This is a genomic window from Paenibacillus agri (genome assembly GCF_013359945.1).
Classification (GTDB): domain Bacteria; phylum Bacillota; class Bacilli; order Paenibacillales; family Paenibacillaceae; genus Paenibacillus_AQ; species Paenibacillus_AQ agri.
This window is the reverse complement of record NZ_JABWCS010000201.1, coordinates 16630-33669: the sequence shown is the minus strand read 5'-3', so window position 1 is coordinate 33669 and position 17040 is coordinate 16630. Positions and strand designations below refer to the sequence as shown.

At 42.6% G+C, this 17040-nt stretch carries 18 protein-coding genes and 1 pseudogene; 16 read left to right on the top strand and 3 right to left on the bottom strand.

The window, feature by feature from the left end:
- Window positions 1-79: 79 nt before the first annotated feature.
- Together HPT30_RS08760 and HPT30_RS08755 are read right to left on the bottom strand one after the other, a co-directional pair.
- Window positions 80-754, bottom strand: coding sequence for a stalk domain-containing protein (locus HPT30_RS08760; protein ID WP_175371024.1), 675 nt, complete (start codon window positions 752-754; stop codon window positions 80-82).
- 78 nt (window positions 755-832) lie between these two features.
- On the bottom strand, window positions 833-1465 hold the full coding sequence (locus HPT30_RS08755) for a hypothetical protein (RefSeq protein ID WP_175371023.1): 633 nt from the start codon (window positions 1463-1465) through the stop codon (window positions 833-835).
- A 251-nt stretch (window positions 1466-1716) separates the two neighbouring features.
- Here HPT30_RS08755 and HPT30_RS08750 point away from each other — a divergent pair, with 251 nt between their 5' ends.
- The 11 genes and pseudogenes from HPT30_RS08750 (at window position 1717) to HPT30_RS08700 (ending at window position 11207) form a co-directional block, all read left to right on the top strand.
- Complete coding sequence (locus HPT30_RS08750) at window positions 1717-2511, top strand: SHOCT domain-containing protein (protein WP_175371022.1); 795 nt, start codon at window positions 1717-1719, stop codon at window positions 2509-2511.
- Between the two features lie 430 nt (window positions 2512-2941).
- Window positions 2942-3313, top strand: coding sequence for an iron chaperone (locus tag HPT30_RS08745; RefSeq protein ID WP_175371021.1), 372 nt, complete (start codon window positions 2942-2944; stop codon window positions 3311-3313).
- A gap of 500 nt (window positions 3314-3813) precedes the next feature.
- Window positions 3814-4452 carry an FMN-dependent NADH-azoreductase gene (locus HPT30_RS08740; RefSeq protein WP_175371020.1) on the top strand — a complete coding sequence of 213 codons (639 nt, stop codon included), beginning with the start codon at window positions 3814-3816 and terminating at the stop codon, window positions 4450-4452.
- A gap of 80 nt (window positions 4453-4532) precedes the next feature.
- Window positions 4533-4907, top strand: a complete 375-nt coding sequence (locus tag HPT30_RS08735) for an ArsR/SmtB family transcription factor (RefSeq protein WP_246316997.1) — start codon at window positions 4533-4535, stop codon at window positions 4905-4907.
- Between the two features lie 14 nt (window positions 4908-4921).
- On the top strand, window positions 4922-5374 hold the full coding sequence (locus HPT30_RS08730; RefSeq protein ID WP_175371019.1) for an SRPBCC family protein: 453 nt from the start codon (window positions 4922-4924) through the stop codon (window positions 5372-5374).
- Between the two features lie 227 nt (window positions 5375-5601).
- A complete protein-coding gene (locus HPT30_RS08725; RefSeq protein ID WP_175371018.1) occupies window positions 5602-6210 on the top strand; it encodes a TetR/AcrR family transcriptional regulator in 609 nt (202 codons plus the stop codon).
- Window positions 6211-6347: 137 nt separating this feature from the next.
- The gene (locus HPT30_RS08720; RefSeq protein WP_175371017.1) at window positions 6348-7691 is read left to right on the top strand and encodes a metal-dependent hydrolase family protein; all 1344 of its coding nucleotides are present in this window, start codon (window positions 6348-6350) and stop codon (window positions 7689-7691) included.
- Window positions 7654-8586, top strand: a complete 933-nt coding sequence (locus tag HPT30_RS08715) for a sensor histidine kinase (protein WP_175371016.1) — start codon at window positions 7654-7656, stop codon at window positions 8584-8586. Before HPT30_RS08720 ends, HPT30_RS08715 begins: the two co-directional genes overlap by 38 nt.
- Before the next feature lie 373 nt (window positions 8587-8959).
- Window positions 8960-9856, top strand: coding sequence for an aminoglycoside phosphotransferase family protein (locus HPT30_RS08710; RefSeq protein ID WP_175371015.1), 897 nt, complete (start codon window positions 8960-8962; stop codon window positions 9854-9856).
- A 341-nt stretch (window positions 9857-10197) separates the two neighbouring features.
- Window positions 10198-10440 (top strand): annotated as a pseudogene (locus tag HPT30_RS08705) (GNAT family N-acetyltransferase); the annotation flags it as partial.
- 26 nt (window positions 10441-10466) lie between these two features.
- Window positions 10467-11207, top strand: coding sequence for an alpha/beta fold hydrolase (locus HPT30_RS08700; protein WP_175371013.1), 741 nt, complete (start codon window positions 10467-10469; stop codon window positions 11205-11207).
- Window positions 11208-11238: 31 nt separating this feature from the next.
- Here HPT30_RS08700 and HPT30_RS08695 read toward each other — a convergent pair whose 3' ends face one another.
- Window positions 11239-12222 carry a biotin--[acetyl-CoA-carboxylase] ligase gene (locus tag HPT30_RS08695; protein ID WP_175371012.1) on the bottom strand — a complete coding sequence of 328 codons (984 nt, stop codon included), beginning with the start codon at window positions 12220-12222 and terminating at the stop codon, window positions 11239-11241.
- Window positions 12223-12459: 237 nt separating this feature from the next.
- Here HPT30_RS08695 and HPT30_RS08690 point away from each other — a divergent pair, with 237 nt between their 5' ends.
- From HPT30_RS08690 to HPT30_RS08670, 5 genes are all read left to right on the top strand, one after another.
- Window positions 12460-13011, top strand: coding sequence for a biotin transporter BioY (locus HPT30_RS08690; protein WP_175371011.1), 552 nt, complete (start codon window positions 12460-12462; stop codon window positions 13009-13011).
- A gap of 126 nt (window positions 13012-13137) precedes the next feature.
- Window positions 13138-13935 (top strand): energy-coupling factor transporter ATPase, encoded by a 798-nt coding sequence (locus HPT30_RS08685; protein ID WP_175371010.1) that lies wholly within the window; start codon window positions 13138-13140, stop codon window positions 13933-13935.
- Window positions 13920-14780: an ATP-binding cassette domain-containing protein gene (locus tag HPT30_RS08680; protein ID WP_175371009.1), complete on the top strand. Its 861-nt coding sequence runs from the start codon at window positions 13920-13922 to the stop codon at window positions 14778-14780. The genes HPT30_RS08685 and HPT30_RS08680 overlap by 16 nt, the downstream gene beginning before the upstream one ends.
- Window positions 14770-15558, top strand: coding sequence for an energy-coupling factor transporter transmembrane component T family protein (locus HPT30_RS08675; protein WP_175371008.1), 789 nt, complete (start codon window positions 14770-14772; stop codon window positions 15556-15558). Before HPT30_RS08680 ends, HPT30_RS08675 begins: the two co-directional genes overlap by 11 nt.
- A gap of 244 nt (window positions 15559-15802) precedes the next feature.
- The gene (locus HPT30_RS08670; RefSeq protein WP_175371007.1) at window positions 15803-16897 is read left to right on the top strand and encodes a phosphotransferase enzyme family protein; all 1095 of its coding nucleotides are present in this window, start codon (window positions 15803-15805) and stop codon (window positions 16895-16897) included.
- The last annotated feature ends 143 nt before the right edge of the window (window positions 16898-17040 follow it).

Genomic DNA, 17040 nt, shown 5'->3' with positions numbered 1-17040 from the left:
TTTTTACCGTGTACACCTATTTATAAGTAACGTGCCTTTTACCAGAGCAAGTTGCCGCCGATAGCAGGGAGGCCAGGGGTCATTTTTTAAACGGTTCGACACCAATCGTAGTACCGGTATCACCGGGGTCCTTCATTTTAATATTCGTAATATACCAACCTTCATAGCCCTGGGATGTCATTTTCTGTACAGTGACAATCGCAGATCCAGTGCCTTTCCAATTGGAAGAACGGAGACCATAGTCGAATGAGAACTGAGTCGTTGTCTTATTCAGAGATTTTGTTTTAAGCTTATCAATCTCGGTCATATGTGGGCTCGATCCGCCTGTTGTCCAGTAATAATACTCGAATTCTTGCTTCGTTTTGGTGCGCAGCTCAGGGGAGAAAACAGCATATTGCAATGCGCCATTGCGAGTCTGAATGCCTTTGACCCATGTATTTAAAGCTTCTTGTGCCGTAGTGGGAACCAGCCCAGCTTCCAAACGCCCGATCTGAACCGCTTGTTGAGCGGAGTCCGGTAGCATCACTTGAACTTCATTCTTATCGGCATCATAGACTGCTTTTCCTTTAAATTTTTCGGCAAGCAGATCGATTGGAACTAGTACTTTACCATCTTTGACTTGCAGATCTAATTTGCTCGTATCAAATTCTTGGCCATTGATAATCAGATTCAATTTTGATCCTGCATAAGCGGAGCCTACAGCAATCATCGCACCGAGGCCGGTAAATAGCACAATTTTCGACAGGGATTTCATTAGCGCTTCACCTCTTCTTAATATATACAGAGATAGACGATATTCACTGGGAAAAGTTTCATATAAAGTTTTTATGCTCTACTCACTAACCTCACTTGTTTTCTCTTTATATTGATTAATCAAGTGATAGATATCCATTTTCCATATCTTATCTTCTTTTTGTAGACCTAATGCCAGGGAATTTGTCATTATTCCTACCCCCGCTGTAATAATTACGGTGACTTTATTCTCCTCTGCGGTATTTTCATCAATTTTCAGGGATTCATAATACCGGTAATGAACTGCTATTTCTGAATCATAATTCGATGCATATTTAAAATATTCATTGCGAAACGTCTCCTGATCAGGTAATAGACCCGCATTATAAGTGATCGCATAGATCAAATCAGGATCACCAACGGAGAGGGAGTATAGATAAACGAGTACCATGTCCTCTGGGGTAAAATCGTAAAGATAATGAAAATTCTTCTCTTCGGCTATAAATTTCACGAATGATTCCTGTTTCGCCAATGACAACTGTCTTAGATAAGAGAACCTTTTATCGTTCCCATCATTGATGCTTTCAATGCTGCCGTTAGTATTAGATAGCCGCTCGTCAAAGTGAGCTTCTGATGTTGGGGAATTTTTCTCGGTCGTTGCCGGCTCACTCTTTGTATAATCACAACCTACTAGAGAGATTAAAATAATCATTGTCAATATGAGTTTTCTCATTTTACATTCCCCTTTTGAAACCCGTTGTTCTAACTAACGAATGGAGTTACCAACATATTTTTCTATTCGACGTTGTGTTGTTATGTTCCTTGCTGTTGATCACTTACTGGACCCAAGCAAAACTCAATGGTGAAAAATGAATAGGTTCAAACCTTCAGCGAACTTTCAGTTGGCATTAAGGGTGTCTTCATATTAGAGCTTTATGATACGGATGTAACCCCACAAAAAAACAATCGTAGGAGGATCTGAACATGAAGAAGAGACTGATCGCAGCAAGTGTATTGGCACTATCGGTAACGTTAGGTGGAGGCACACTTCTAGCCGGAAATGTTCTGGCAGCCAGTACCGTGCAAACTACGCCGAATCCAACATCAGCAACGAAAGGTCCGGTTAACGGAACGTTGAAAGGTAAAGGCTTCGAATGGGGCGGCGAACGTGGTGCACATGCTAGATTGGATAATGCAGCGATTGCCACACTTCTCGGAGTAACAGAAAAGGATCTGAAGACGGCAGAACAAGCAGGGAAATCACTTGCAGTGATTGCTGGCGAGAAGGGCGTAGCAGTGCAAACAGTGGTAGACCTCGTGACCAAGCAACTGACAACGAATCTGGACAAGCAACTGGCGGACGGTAAAATTACACAAGCTGAATATGATAAGCAGAAAGCGAATCTGGCTACAAAAGCGGGCGAGATAGTTAATCGGACATTTACGGGTAAGGGAGAACACGGGAAACGCGTGAAGCTGGATAATGCAGCGATTGCCACACTTCTTGGAGTAACAGAAAAGGATCTGAAGACAGCAGAACAAGCAGGGAAATCACTTGCAGTGATTGCTGGCGAGAAGGGTGTAGCAGTGCAAACAGTGGTAGACCTCGTGAGCAAGCAGCTGACAACGAATTTGGACAAAAAACTGGCGGATGGAAAAATTACTCAAGCTGAGTATGATAAGCAGAAAGCAAATCTGGCTACAAAAGCGGGCGAGATTGTAAATCACACTTTTGTGAATCGAGGCGGTCACGGCAAATTCGATCGTAATCAAGGATGATCACTCATTTTTGGCTGCCGAAATAAACCAACGAACTGATGAGCATTGTTATCAAAAGAAAACGTACACTTTATTAGATTGAGTAAACTGTATTTTTACTGCCACAAGCTCTTGGCCTAGCGGATGCCAGAGTATTTAGTGAACAACGCAGATTATCTATGCAGAGCAGTCGATCACGGAAAAATATTAGATGTAATCGGATATGATCATGCAATAAAAGAAGGAGCAGTTTGCCAATGGCATCTGCTTCTTCTTTTGTTGCTAACGGACACCATACAGTACGCTTAGTTAGCTATCAACTGCAATTATAAAAGCATGAGGGAGGCCCATGTGATAGAATAAGTGTGAAGTATCACACTAGTGGACAGATTATCGTCGATAGGGAATGGGTTTGAGGACTCCTCTAACGACATTTAGGAGGAGGGGACATATGGAATTTTTTGCAGAATATTTAGCGGGTATTGATAACCCAGAGCATCGGAAACGAACGGAAGAAGTGTTGAATTGGGTGAACCAAACATTTCCGAATTTAGTGCCAAAAGTGGCTTGGAAGCAACCGATGTTTACCGATCACGACACGTATATTATAGGCTTTAGCGTATCCAAACAACATTTGGCTGTGGCTCCTGAAATTGCAGGGATTACTCACTTTTCTGCTGACATTGCGCAGGCAGGCTATGATCACACCAAGCAGTTAGTACGTATCAAGTGGGAGCATCCGGTAGACTACTCATTACTTGAGCGAATGATACATTTTAATATTTTGGATAAGGCGGAATGCACAACATTTTGGCGGAAATAGATCAAATGTAATGCTCAACGTCATAATCTGTTCAGAAGGTTAAAGATCATGCCCAGGAGCTAACGGATCCTACAGTCGTTATTTGCGCATAAATCTGCTCATGAAACATAAAACGGACTCAGATGACGCTATTTCCACTTAAACAGTGAATTTGACCAGATCGATTGAATTCATATTTCATCTTTTTAATGGCTGCGTTAATCGCGGCTTTTTTTGCGTTCTGTGATATACAACAATGGACAAGTAGCATCTATAGGAAGGGATATTAACGAGAGTTTCTACTTGACAGTGGATAAAAGCTGCTTTATATTTAATCAAGTGGTTAATTAACTATATGGTTAAACATTCCGCAGATAGTCTCAAATTGCTGGATAATGTCTGACCAGTCTCAATGAAAAAGGAATGGAGGTTGTGTTAGTTATAAGGTTATAAACGCAATGAGAAGTGCTTCATTTTCACAGGAACAAACACAAATTAATTGAAGGCAGGTTATTTAAATTATGGCAACAGTATTGTATATCACAGCAAACCCGAACGCTCAGGGAGCATCTTATAGCTTGACTGTAGGGGAAGAATTCGTTGAGGCTTATCGCTCCGCTAATCCGAATGATGAGGTTATTCGTCTGGATCTATTTCAATCGGATATTCCGCAACTGGATGCTGATGTTTTTAGTGGCTGGGGCAAGCTGGGAGCAGGAACTGCCTTTGCAGAATTGACTGATGCTGAAAAAGCGAAGGTAGGTCGTCTTGGGCAATTGGTTGATCAATTTGTGGCTGCCGATAAATATGTTTTTGTCAATCCGATCTGGAACTTTTCTATTCCACCTGTGTTGAAAGCCTATATTGATGCGATCTGTGTTGCCGGCAGAACGTTCCGATATACTGATAAAGGTCCGATTGGCTTGATGACTGATAAAAAAGCTGTTCACATCCAAGCGAGTGGAAGCGTATTGTCCCCAGGCTCAATATATGCGGATTCTGAAATGGGACACCGTTATTTGGACTCCATCATGAAGTTCATTGGCGTTCCTAGCTTTGAAGCCATCTTTGTTGAAGGCATGGCTAAGTCTCCCGATCAAGCGCTAGCGATTAAAGAAAGAGCGATCCAACGAGCGCGTGAAGTCGCGACTAGCTTCTAATCACCCTCTGCATAGCCGGGCGGGTTTCAGGTAACTAATCCTGAACCGTTCGGTTCTTTTTTGTTTGCAGATGTAACTTCTTGACAATAGCTAGAAATCCGAATAAGCTTAAACACATGGTTAAATACGACGATGAACTTTTGAATAATGTTTTCCACGTGCTCTCTGATCCGACGAGAAGAGAAATTTTAAGACGTCTGGGTGTCGGAGAGATGACCGTGATGAATTTGGCGAAACCTTTTGAAATGTCGTTGCCAGCAATCTCTAAACATCTACGGGTGTTAGAAAAGGCTGGTTTAGTTTCGATTCGGAAGGAAGGGACTTATAGATATTATTATTTAAATCCAAAGACTGTGGATAAAGCGCACGAATGGTTAATGGAACTCAGAAACTTCTGGACTCCCCAACTATCTAACCTGGAGCTTTTTTTGGACAATCAATCAAAAGAAGACTGACGGAGGCACTCTTAATGATAACAATGCTGAATGGAAAATACGTGCTTACGCTTCAACACGTTTACAATGCGAGCAAGGAAAGAGTATTTATGGCTTGGACGAAAAAAGAACAGTTAGAGAAGTGGTGGGGGCTGGTAGGTTTTACGACAACCATTGAACAAATGGACGTTGCTGTAGGTGGGAAATACCGTTTTCATATGCAAGCTCCGAATGACGGTATGGTTTTCACTTTGGAAGGCCGGTATGTCGAGATCGTTCAGAATGAGAAGCTGTCATTTACTTGGAAGTGGCTGAATGAAGGAGACGAAGCAGAGGAAACGCTTGTTACCATTGATTTTGTTGAACAGGACAATAAAACAGAGCTTGTAATTACACATTCTGCATTCTCCAAGATGAATGTTGTGAAAAGACATCATAATAACTGGAACAACGCTTTAGAAAATGGACTGTTGAATTATGTCAACTAAAGCCAAGTTGGACGACAAGTGCGTAGAGCACTAAGAATCCTGGTAAAATGCCGATTCAGTTTCGAGAGAAGCCCTCGTTGTTAACAGTGAGGCTTCTTTTTTATGATAACAACCAATGCCCAGGAGAGCACAGAACTCCTGAATGAATCTCAAATGATTGAAATATCGAACGAATTGAATTATATTATTAGCGAATAACAAATTCATTATTAATGACGGGAGACAGTATGCAGTCAAAAAAAGAAGAAGTAAAACAGCAAATCGAAGCTGCTGCTTTAAAGGTGTTTTTCCGAAAAGGCTTCTCGGACGCCAAAATGAATGATATTGCCGATGAAATCCAAATTTCAGTCGGAAATATTTATACTTATTTTAAAAATAAAAAAGAGTTGTTCTATTCAGTTGTTCCTGCGTCATTAGTCGATTATTTGAAGCATGTGCTAGTGGAGAATATTCGGATTGATAATCAGACTTCTTTTGATGATGTCAATAATGAGGAAAAATCGGCCCTCGTCCAGGAGCAGGTAAACATATTAACCCAATACCGTATGCAAATCGTCATTATTTTTGAAAGGAACAAAGGGACTGTATATAGTAATGCCAGAAATGAGCTCATCGATCTGATGATCGAAACTAAAAAGCCCTATTTGAAAAAAAGTTATAAAAGATATCAAATCGAAACCGAAGAAAACCTGATTTTGCTAAACATCATCGCGGGAAATGTCATCAACATGGTTTTGGATTTATTAAAGCGGGAAATGAGTGCTGATAGCAGGAAACGGATCTTTGAGGCCCTGAGCCTATACTGGTTGCACGGAATAAAAAGCATAAATGAATAAAGCTGAGGCAGGGCGCAGCTCTGTAATTGAGGGCCGATTTGCACATTTTGAAACGAAGAAGCCCTTATTTTTTTAAATTAAAAATGAATTAATTATTCACTATTGAGAGATGTAACTATAAAAAGGAGGAACAAAGGATGAAGAGAGGTTATGCATTTAAGAGTTGCAATGTTATTTATGGAGATGCAGGAAGAAGCATAGATAGAAATATGACGATTCTAATCCATGAAAAGGGACTTATAGAGAAGATCGGGAAGGCAAGTGATGTGGTTATTCCAGAAGATTATGAAACGATAGATTTAGCAGGGGAATATGTCATGCCCGGTCTGATCAACGCACACGTCCATCTTTTTGCCGACGGCAAGCCATTTACGCTATCTGTTAACGAAAGGCTGCTGAAGTTTGCATTTCATCATATTTTGGATACGAAACTGGGCAGAAACGTACTCAAGAAGAGAATGAAGCGAAATGCTCTGACCGCACTGCATTCTGGTGTAACAACGATGCGCAGTGTGGGTGAGTTTTTTTATACCGACGTTAAGTTGAGAGACGAGATTAAAGCAAACCAGTTTGTTGGACCTAACCTTCAAGTGTCCGGTTATTTCCTGAGTGTAACTGGCGGGCATGGTGCACCTTATTTGGCTTTGGTTGGCGATTCTCCGTGGGAAGCCAGAAGGAATGTACGAATTAATGTTAAAAATGGTGTAGACCTCATCAAAATCTGCGTGACAGGCGGGGTTACGGATGCTAAAACGGTAGGCGAAGCCGGCCGCTTGCAAATGACGGAGGAAGAGGTTGCTACCATTTGTGAAGAAGCCCATAAAATCGGCATTCGAGTGGCTGCCCATGTGGAAAGCACCGAAGGCGTGAGAATCGCGCTAAAGGGCGGGGTGGATACGATTGAGCACGGTGCGGAGATGGATGAAGAGATTATACAGCTGTACAAAAATAATCCCAAAGCCTTAAAGGGTTACACCGCCGTGATCCCTACTCTACAAGCAGGGTATCCCAGTGCGAAATTGGACACGAGCCTGACGAAGTTGAACGCGACCATTAAGGAAAATTCCCGGCTAGTGTATGACTCTATGCTGAAGGGGCTGCAACAAGCTATAGAACATGATATCAAAATTGGAGTTGGCACGGATGCCGCGATGTCCTTTGTCACTCACTATGATATTTGGCGTGAGTTGGACCATCTTATACGTCAAACGAAGCTGAATACAGCTCAGGTCATTGAACGAGTAACCAAATCAAATGCAGAAATTTTAGGAATCGATCACCTAACGGGAACTATAGATATTGGCAAACAGGCGGATTTAATCGTAATGAAGCACAACCCGTTGGACAACATAAAAGCTTTGTCGAATGTAACTATGGTTATGGTCAACGGCAATCTTATACAAACACCATCAGTGACCAGAATTCAAGAAGTGGACGAATTGCTTGATACGGTTTGGGACAGTACTTCATACGAATATTGACTCGGTCATTATCGAATCCAACAAAGGTGAGCTCTACTATACGTCGAACCTAACGAACGTTTCGCTGCAAAGTCTCTCGGTCTATCCGAAGGAAGCCATCGACGCGTGGTTGGTTCCGACCTCGACGTTGACGCAGGGCTATTGGAAAATCATGCTGTTGATGATCGTTTTTGCCCTCATCAGCATTTTAACGGCAATCGGGCTTCCCACCGTCTTTTCCCGTCTTCTAACTCGGCCCCTGATCCGATTGAGCAAGGCCATTGTCGAGGTGGGAGCCGGGAATCTCAATACGCGTGCACCAGTTGAAAAACAGGACGAATTCAGCCAGCTGGGCACAACGTTCAACGAAATGGTTGATCGCATCCAGGATTTGGTGTATCGAGTTGAAGATGAAGCGAAGAAACAGCGGCTGCTGGAGCTACGGCTCTTGTACTCGCAGATCAAACCTCATTTTTTGTATAACACGCTGGAGACGATACGTTTCTACCTCTATGACTTTTTTGCAGGTATCGATTACAGGATCAACCTGTCGAAGCCCGCTGGAGAACGCATCGTTAATGTCATGTTCCAAGGCCGTCCACTTGCGGATACGGATGAGCTACAGCTCGCGGTCAACAATTATCGGTACAGCAGTCTACTGAAAGCTTCTAAGCTAGTGAAAGCTACGAAGCATTGGGAGTCGCCTTGCAGCATCCGTGATTGTCTTTTGGACTATGTACGAGAGCGCCATACGCTAACTCCCGAAGTCGACAATAATTGGTCAATTATAGGCATCGATTTAAGCAGCCCCTACCGAGACGAGGTCATTAGACTCGTCAACGAAGGCAAGCTTGATTCTCCGTATGATAAGTCGCTTAATGTTAAAGAGCTGCTGGAGGCAGGATGGATCTCTTGATTTCTATAGGAAATGGTTTATAATGGAATAAAATATGCGATCGGTGGGATAAATACAGTGATGATGATGACGGTGTTCCTGACAGAAGTAATAGGGTGATTTCAACCTAATAACGTATGAGCAAGACTGAAGTACTCTTTATTATTATGAAGGGTTCGTTTTCCGATGTCTTTGTTCATACACTCTGTTATGAATTCTCATCATTATCATCGCTTTCGTACTCAATGCTATGGACAGGTATGTCTTCTTTAGCATACGTACGTTTAAAAAGCTGTGGGATGAACGTTGGTTCATTCTACGGCTTTTTGTGTTTTCCCAAATGGATCTAAAAAAGGAGAGGTTAAAAATGGGTCATAGTAAACCGGAAGTCTCGATGGAAGAAGTGCAAAAGTTGGTTAAAGCTCACTTGGGGAAATCTGCTGAGAGCATACAGGCAATCGAAGGTGGCAATTTTAGCAGCGTTTTCTCATTTGCGATTGAGCAAAGTGAATACGTTATTCGCTTTAGCGCCGACCAAGAAGCCTTTGTAACAGAAGATTATGTAGCGAATTTACTTGCTTCTAATCATGTGCTATTCCCACAGACATTAGGATCAGGGAAAGTGGGCACATTGAAATTTTGTATATCAGAGAAGATAAAGGGCAAGCCACTAGCTGAGTATGACGTAGATCAGAGAACCCAGCTACTCCCGGATCTGATTCATCAAATTACAAGGATGAACCAGGTGTCTTTGACAAGTAAACAAGGATTCGGGTATCTGAGACCAGATGGCTCTGGAAGCCATGAGAACTGGGAGGATGTTGTTACAGCAGTTTATGCAGAGGATCAAACGGGAACCTTTTGGGAGAATTGGTATGCGTTATTTGATACAAGTTGTCTGGAACGTGATGTCTTTAACGAATGTTATGCCCGGCTACTTGATTACAGTAAATATAACGCTCCGCATCGCTACTTCGTACACGGCGATTGTCATGAGTGGAATATCCTTTCCGATGGCTCCAAGATCACGGGGATTATTGACGGTAACTTTTTGTATGGGGATTTTCTGATTGATATTGCTACAATTGAGCACATTGTACCTAACAAGGATTTAGCCATTGATTTCGGAATCTATTATGAGAAAATGGGGATGCCGATTCCTGATTTTACGAACCGATTGATCGGTGCTCGATATTTTAAAGGCTTAGACGGATTACGATTCTTTGCAAAAATGGGCTGGGATCATGCGTATATTGAACTGCGGGACAGCCTGTTGTCTTTGGCTAAATGATAGAACAACATTCAAGAAAATATATCGCTTTGTACAAACAATTGCTAGAGAATCAGCTACAGCCTTCTTCTTCTTTAGATGAAGTCGGTCAGATCTGTCATTCCAGGAGGTTATTGCTACATTTGTTCTTGTCACCTAGATATGTGTTAAATTATCCCGATCATGCACTTCGTCGAGTTTTAGAAGCAATTCATGATTCATCTTATAAGCTAGGTAAGCTTGGATAGAAAATGTTTAGAACTTTTTATTACCAAGCGTTGGATCAAAAAAACAGTAAAATATCACTATTGGACCTCTAAGTATTAATAAAAAATGGTGGTGTTTGACATGAGGTAGGGAGTGTCATGGCTTGGATTGATGAAGATGGAGATGGAACAATTGAAGATCTGTTTGTGAGGAACCCTTATCGAAAACAAGGCATTGCAAGGTATTTGCTATCTCAGGCATTAACTTATCTCAAAGACCACGGCTGTACGTCCGCAGAACTTCAAGTCGAAACAGCCAACAGTTCCGCACTATCTTTATATCACTCTGCTGGCTTCAAAGAAGTATCGGAAGAAGTTCGTTATCATCGAGAGCTCTAAAGCGTTAAACAAGGAGGAGAAGTACATTGCCTTATGTTAAGGTTTTTGACTTGGAATTGTTTTACGAAAAAATGGGTAACGGGGATAATATCATTTTTTTGCACAGTGGCTACTCACGCGGCATACTGGCTTTCGCTGGCCAAATGTTAGATTTTCAGAAGAGATATACCTGTTATTTCCCAGATTTCAGGGGGCATGGAAGAACAAGATGCGAAAGCCTCGAATGGTCTACACCTCAAATTGTAGATGACATCTTACAATTCATGACTCAATTAGATATTCCAAAAGCTCATTTCATTGGATATAGCTTGGGAGGGAATGTTGGGCTTTACCTCGCGGTAAATCATCCTGAAAGAGTTATTAGCCTCACTACAATAGGTACTAGTGGCTTTTGTGACCCTAGTGGTGTTGAAGAATTTGAGCCTGAATGGATCCTCGAAAGAGGATTACACGATACGATCAATCAAATGATCGAAAGACATAAAGAAGCGCATAAAGGGAATTGGGAAGAATTTATGAGGCAATCGTCGCAAGATTGGCGATTATATCCTCAACTTACAGAAGACCAACTTAGGAGCATTGAATGTCCATCGCTATTTATTACTGGCGAGCATGATCAATATGTGGGTGAGGAGAGAGTCAAACATCTAGCTTCACTTGTCAAAGGATCACATTATCTAGTTGTCCCTAACGGAAGTCATAGGCCGCATATGGTCAGAGAAAACCCAGCTTTAGTAAATGATACGATATTGCAGTTTTTGATGTAAAATAAAACCCCAGCCAATTGGCTGGGGCTCTCTATCCATTAACTTTAATACTAACTTCTCCGCTTGAAAGATATTCCTCTTCGCCATTCTCATACCTGACTTTGAGCCGACAATTGTCATCAATATCAATGGCTGTTGCCTGGCATTGTTTGTTTTCTTTCAGTACAGTTACGGCTTTGCCAAGGAAAAATATACGTTTTTTATACTCAGGCAGAAATAGTCTGTCCGTCAAACTTGCATAGAAAACCATGAAATTATTGAGCACCTCTGCCGCTAGTCGGTTACGAAGATCCCCGCTGTTCTTGTCATCCGAAAATACGGACGTAGCAATATCTGTAATCTCTTCAGGAAATCCGTGAGAGGGTAGTGATACATTAATTCCAATGCCAAGCACAGCATAGTCAAGCCAGCCACTTTCCACTGAAAGAGCGGCTTCAGTAAGGATTCCGCAGACCTTTTTACCGTCCATGAATACGTCGTTAACCCATTTTATCTGCGTGTCCTTATGGGCTACACTCTCGATGGCCATCGAAACAGCTACTGCGGCGGAGGTCGTGAGAAGAAAAGAATCTTGCGCTGAGATCTTCGGACGTAGAAGGATGCTCATATAGATCCCCGTTCCTGAGGGAGAAAAGAACTGCCGGCTTTTTCTGCCGCGTCCGGCTGTCTGCTCCTCCGAAAGGATCACTATGCCCTCAGCCGCTCCGTTCAAGGCAAGTTTTTTAACGGATTCATTTGTTGACGGTACTGTTTTGAGGACTTCAATATGTAGATTGTTACACTCCATATTTAAATAATTCGAAATTGCAACAGCGGATAGAATATCCGTATTAGGTGATAGAGAGTACCCTTTATTTGTTACAGCCGTTATGGAGTAACCTTCGTTCTGCAGCGATTTGATCGACTTCCAAACAGCACTGCGTGTAACGGATAGCTGTCCAGCTATCTCCTCGCCGGAGATATATTCGCCTCTGTTGCCGTCGAGTAAAGCTAGAATACGTTCTTTTACCGTCATGGCAATAAACCTCCACTAATATATGCCTAACAACCTTATCCCTATATTTTAACATGCTTAGCTAGTCAATAACCAGCTACAAAAGTTAAGCACATGAATGATCTATTTAAGTGTTTGATTGTGAACCTACAGTAAATTTAGGTTTACAATTGAAATTCACTCTATTATAATTCAGCGTATGGAACAGCTCGTTAGCTTAATCAAATACATTTCACGTTCCCAATGGAGGTCTATTTCTTGAAAACAAAAGAACTTGTCTATGCGGCATTATTCGCCGCTCTAATCGCAGTGCTGGGTCTGATCCCGCCTATACCACTCGGGTTCATACCCGTTCCAATCACTGCCCAGACACTCGGTGTCATGTTGGCTGGATGTTTTCTGGGTAGAAAAACCGGCGGCCTAAGTCTTGTACTCTTCATCATTCTGGTGGCTATTGGTTTGCCTGTGTTAACAGGTGGGCACGGTGGTCTGGTGGCGTTGGTTGGACCGTCTGCAGGTTACATATTCAGCTGGCCGATTTCGGCCTTCCTGATCGGATGGGCTTCCGAGAAAATCTGGCTGCAGGTCAAAACATGGAAGCTGGTAGTCATCAATCTGATTTTTGGTGTAATAGTGGTGTATCTCATTGGTGCCCCTGTCATGGCTCTGATCACTAATACGTCCATTTGGGCCGCCTTAATAGGTTCGATAGCCTTTGTTCCAGGTGATATCATTAAAGCCGTCATTGCAGCCATCATTACGATGCAGCTTAGAGCGATTAGTCCTATTGAAGAAAAAGTACAAGCTTAGTATCATTGCTCCAATAGTCCTCATCAATATGATTACACTTTGGCGAAAGCCAAAGCCTTCCAGACTGGTTACTACCGAGCTGGAGGGCTTTTTCTCGGCTTCGAAGTAACGAAGGGAGCAACACAAATGCTTGTTTTTGATCAAGTTAATTATCATTACCGCCGAGAGCATCCCATCATTCAAGATGTGAGCTTCGAAGTTCAAGAAGGAGAATTTGTCGCCATCGTCGGAGGGAACGGAAGCGGGAAATCCACACTTGCCAAGTTGATCAACGGATTGCTACTGCCGAGGAAAGGACAAGTAAGACTTAATCAGTTGAATACCCTTCAGCATGTGGATTTGAAAAAGATTCGTGAGCAGGTTGGACTGGTCTTTCAGAATCCTGAAGATCAGTTTATTACGACAACCGTTCTCGATGAAGTCGTGTTCGGATTGGAGAACCTTCGCATCCCAAGAGAAGAAATGATGCCTAGGGTAGAAGGGGCTTTGCAAGCTGTCCGTATGGAAGATTATTTGGACGCGATGCCGCATCAGCTGTCAGGAGGCGAGAAACAACGGGTGGCGATTGCGGCCATTCTGGCCATGCGTCCGTCTATCCTGGTATTCGATGAGGCTACTTCCATGCTTGATCCGCAGGAGAGAAAAGACATCCTTGAGGTGATGCGCACCCTTCATCAATCAGGCTTGACGATCATTCATATTACTCACCACATGGATGAGATTCTGTCAGCGGATCGGGTTCTGCTGCTAAGTAATGGGAGTATCCGTTTTGACGGTACTCCGTCAGCCTTATTCAACAGCGTGTCCCTGACTGACCAGTTGGTTCCTCCTTTTGCTGTGAGGCTGCATCAGACACTGGGATTAGATGTCCCCTTAGGTTCTGATTGGAAGGAGACGATCACCAACTTATGGTCTATGCATTAAAGGATGTAAGTGTAAGTATGAACGGCAGAGAGGTTCTACAATCGTTGAGTTGTACACTTCAGGAGGGGAAGTGGATCTCTGTCATAGGTCACAACGGGGCCGGTAAGTCCACTTTTGCCAAGCTTATAAAAGGTCTGATTCCTTCATTCAGTGGTGAATATACGTATAACCAACAGCCGCTTCCGCGGGACAGCAAAGGGAATATGAGGGTGGTTCCACAAATTGGCTATGTGTTTCAGAATCCGGAACAGCAAATCTTTGAAACGACTGTTTATAAAGAGCTGGCCTTCGCTCAGAAAATAAAAAAAGGTCACACTGGGGATACGAAGGCTGAAATCGAATCTGTGATGCATCAAATGGGGCTCTCGTCAGACCTTCTGGACGCGTCTCCATACCAGCTCAGCGGGGGACAAAAGCGGCGTGTTGCCATTGCTTCGGTGCTTATTGCAGATCCCGAGTTGCTTATTCTGGATGAACCGACCGCTGGACTTGATCCTTTAAGCAGGATTGCGCTTCTTGAGGAAATCAGAGCATGGCAGCGGACAAAGAATCGAACGGTGATCTTCATCTCTCATCAGATGGAAGATGTAGCTGAATACTCAGATGAGGTTATGATCTTTAATAGGGGACGTTTATTGGTACAGATGAGTGCGAATGATCTTTTTTTACAACATACAGCGTTCATGGAGCAAGCAGGGCTGCCTTTGCCGGAGCCTGTACAGCTCCTCAAGCTGATCGAGGAATTGTCCGGCCGTATTATCGAACCAGTCAGTTGCAGAGAAGAGGACATTATGCAGCAGGTTAGATCAGTCTGGCAGGCAAGGGGTATTCAACATGATGGATAAAATCATACTGGGTCAATATGCAGATACTGGCTCAGTCATTCACCGGCTGGATCCCCGAACTAAACTATTGAGTATCCTTGCCATCATGATTAGTTTTCTTTTGCTTAAAACATTTGCCGGATATATTGCGACAACTGTCCTGGTGGCAGGGTTAATCCTGACCGCTAAATTGCCGGTTGTAATGGTCTTCAGAGGATTAAAGCCAATTCTCTTCATTCTTTCCTTCACCTTTTTGTATCATGTCTTGCTGACGGATGGAACGCCACTCTGGCCTGGCTTCTTTCTAAAAGTGACCCTAGAAGGGATAAAGAACGGCAGCTTTATTGTTTGGAGAATGATATTGCTGATCTTACTTGCTTCGGTGCTCACGTTAACAACCAAACCGCTGGATCTGGCGAAGGGTCTTGAAAAACTGCTTAAACCGCTGTCCCGCTTAGGTGTTCCAGTCGAAGCTTTTGCACTGATGATCGTGCTTGCCATCCGGTTTATTCCAACGATCATTCAAGAGCTTGATCGCATTATGCTGGCTCGTAAGGCTAGAGGATATGACACTACGTATACCAAAGGCTACAAGAAGATCGTTGCTTATACTTCAATACTGATTCCGTTATTCGTTACAACGATTCAGCGGGCGGAGCAACTGACTTTAGCGATCGATGCAAGAGCTTACGGGGATGGAAGGGGCCGGACATCCTATAAGGAGCTGAATTTCGCGCAGGTGGATTATGTCGCTGGCGGACTAACGCTTGCTTTTGTATCGCTAATCCTTTATCTCTGAGTTGCAAAAGAACAATTAAGCTAAGCGTATTATAGAGTCACATTAGAATAATATCTGATGTGACTTTTTTGTATAAAGAGTGGTGTTTAACTGTTCGTTGCTGGGTGTCAGGTGATTCTCGCGAACAGGATCAATCAATTTTAATTGTTTTCTACTATCCCATTTACCGGAATTTGTTAGTAAAATATACATATAGTTCAAAAGAATTAGGTTTTAACAAATGATTAGCTAAAGGGGAAATGTTATGACTTATGACGAAGTTGTTCAAATTGGTGATACCTATTTGCTTCCATTAGTATCAGAGCTATATGGCTTGGAGGGTTATGAGATCAGCCGGATTAACCCACATGACGGAGGGCGGAATATCGCTTATAACTATGAAAAAGACGGCGCTGATGCCAAAATACTCCGAATCGCCTTTTTGAATGACAGGAGCCGGGAAGATTTTCTGGCCGAAGTCCAGTACATCAGGTATTTATTCGAGCATGGCGGCAGCGTATCGAATGTAATCAATTCCCGGAAGGGGAATCTGCTGGAAGAGATCACTCATCATAATGACACTTTTTTTGTCTGCCTGTTTGAAAAAGCCAAGGGTAAGCATCTGGTGGAAAATAACTACCAGTACCGGGAAGGCGTTCCCATTACCGAATATTATTATAACTGCGGTAAAACTCTCGGTAAATTGCATCAGTTGTCGAAAGGTTATACGCCAGTCCAGCGCCGATATAGCTTTTTAGATAAATATAACGCAGAATATATTGAAAAATTGATTCCCGATTCCTTATCTCGGTTGAAGGAAAAGCTGGTAGCGCTTCTTACGACAGTGGAGGGATTGGAACGAAGCAATGAATCCTATGGTATGATTCATTTTGATTACGGGGATGGGAATTATCATATCGATTTTGATACCGGGCAAATCACTGTATATGACTTTGATAATTCGTGTTTCTGTTGGTATATGTGTGACCTGGCGTCGATCTGGAGAAACGGAGTGGGCTGGATACAGTTTGAAACAGACGCCAACAAACGTAAAGAGTTTATGGATGATTATTTCAAAGTCTGCCTCGAGGGATATCGATCCGAGACCAATATTGGAGATGCGATGCTGGATCAACTACCATTATTCATCCAAATAAACCTGCTGGAAAATATAGTAGATGCATTTGAGTGTATGCAGCACGCCGGTGAAGAGCCAGAGTATGATGAGGCATTGTCCTATTTAATAAAATGTATGGAGGAGGATATTCCGTACATGGGATTTTTTCATGAGATTTACTCGTGTGAAGAGCCCTTTGAATATGCTTTGAAAGAAGCTGCAGGCGAGGTATATGATTCTTGAAAGCACTAAAGATAGCGAAAAAACAAAGAAAGAACCTGAATCTTTCATTCAGGTTCTTTCTATATTGCACATGACCAGACTAGATGATATAATCTGATCGCAACTTTTCAATTTATGAATAGGCATAGAAAGTCTATCTTATA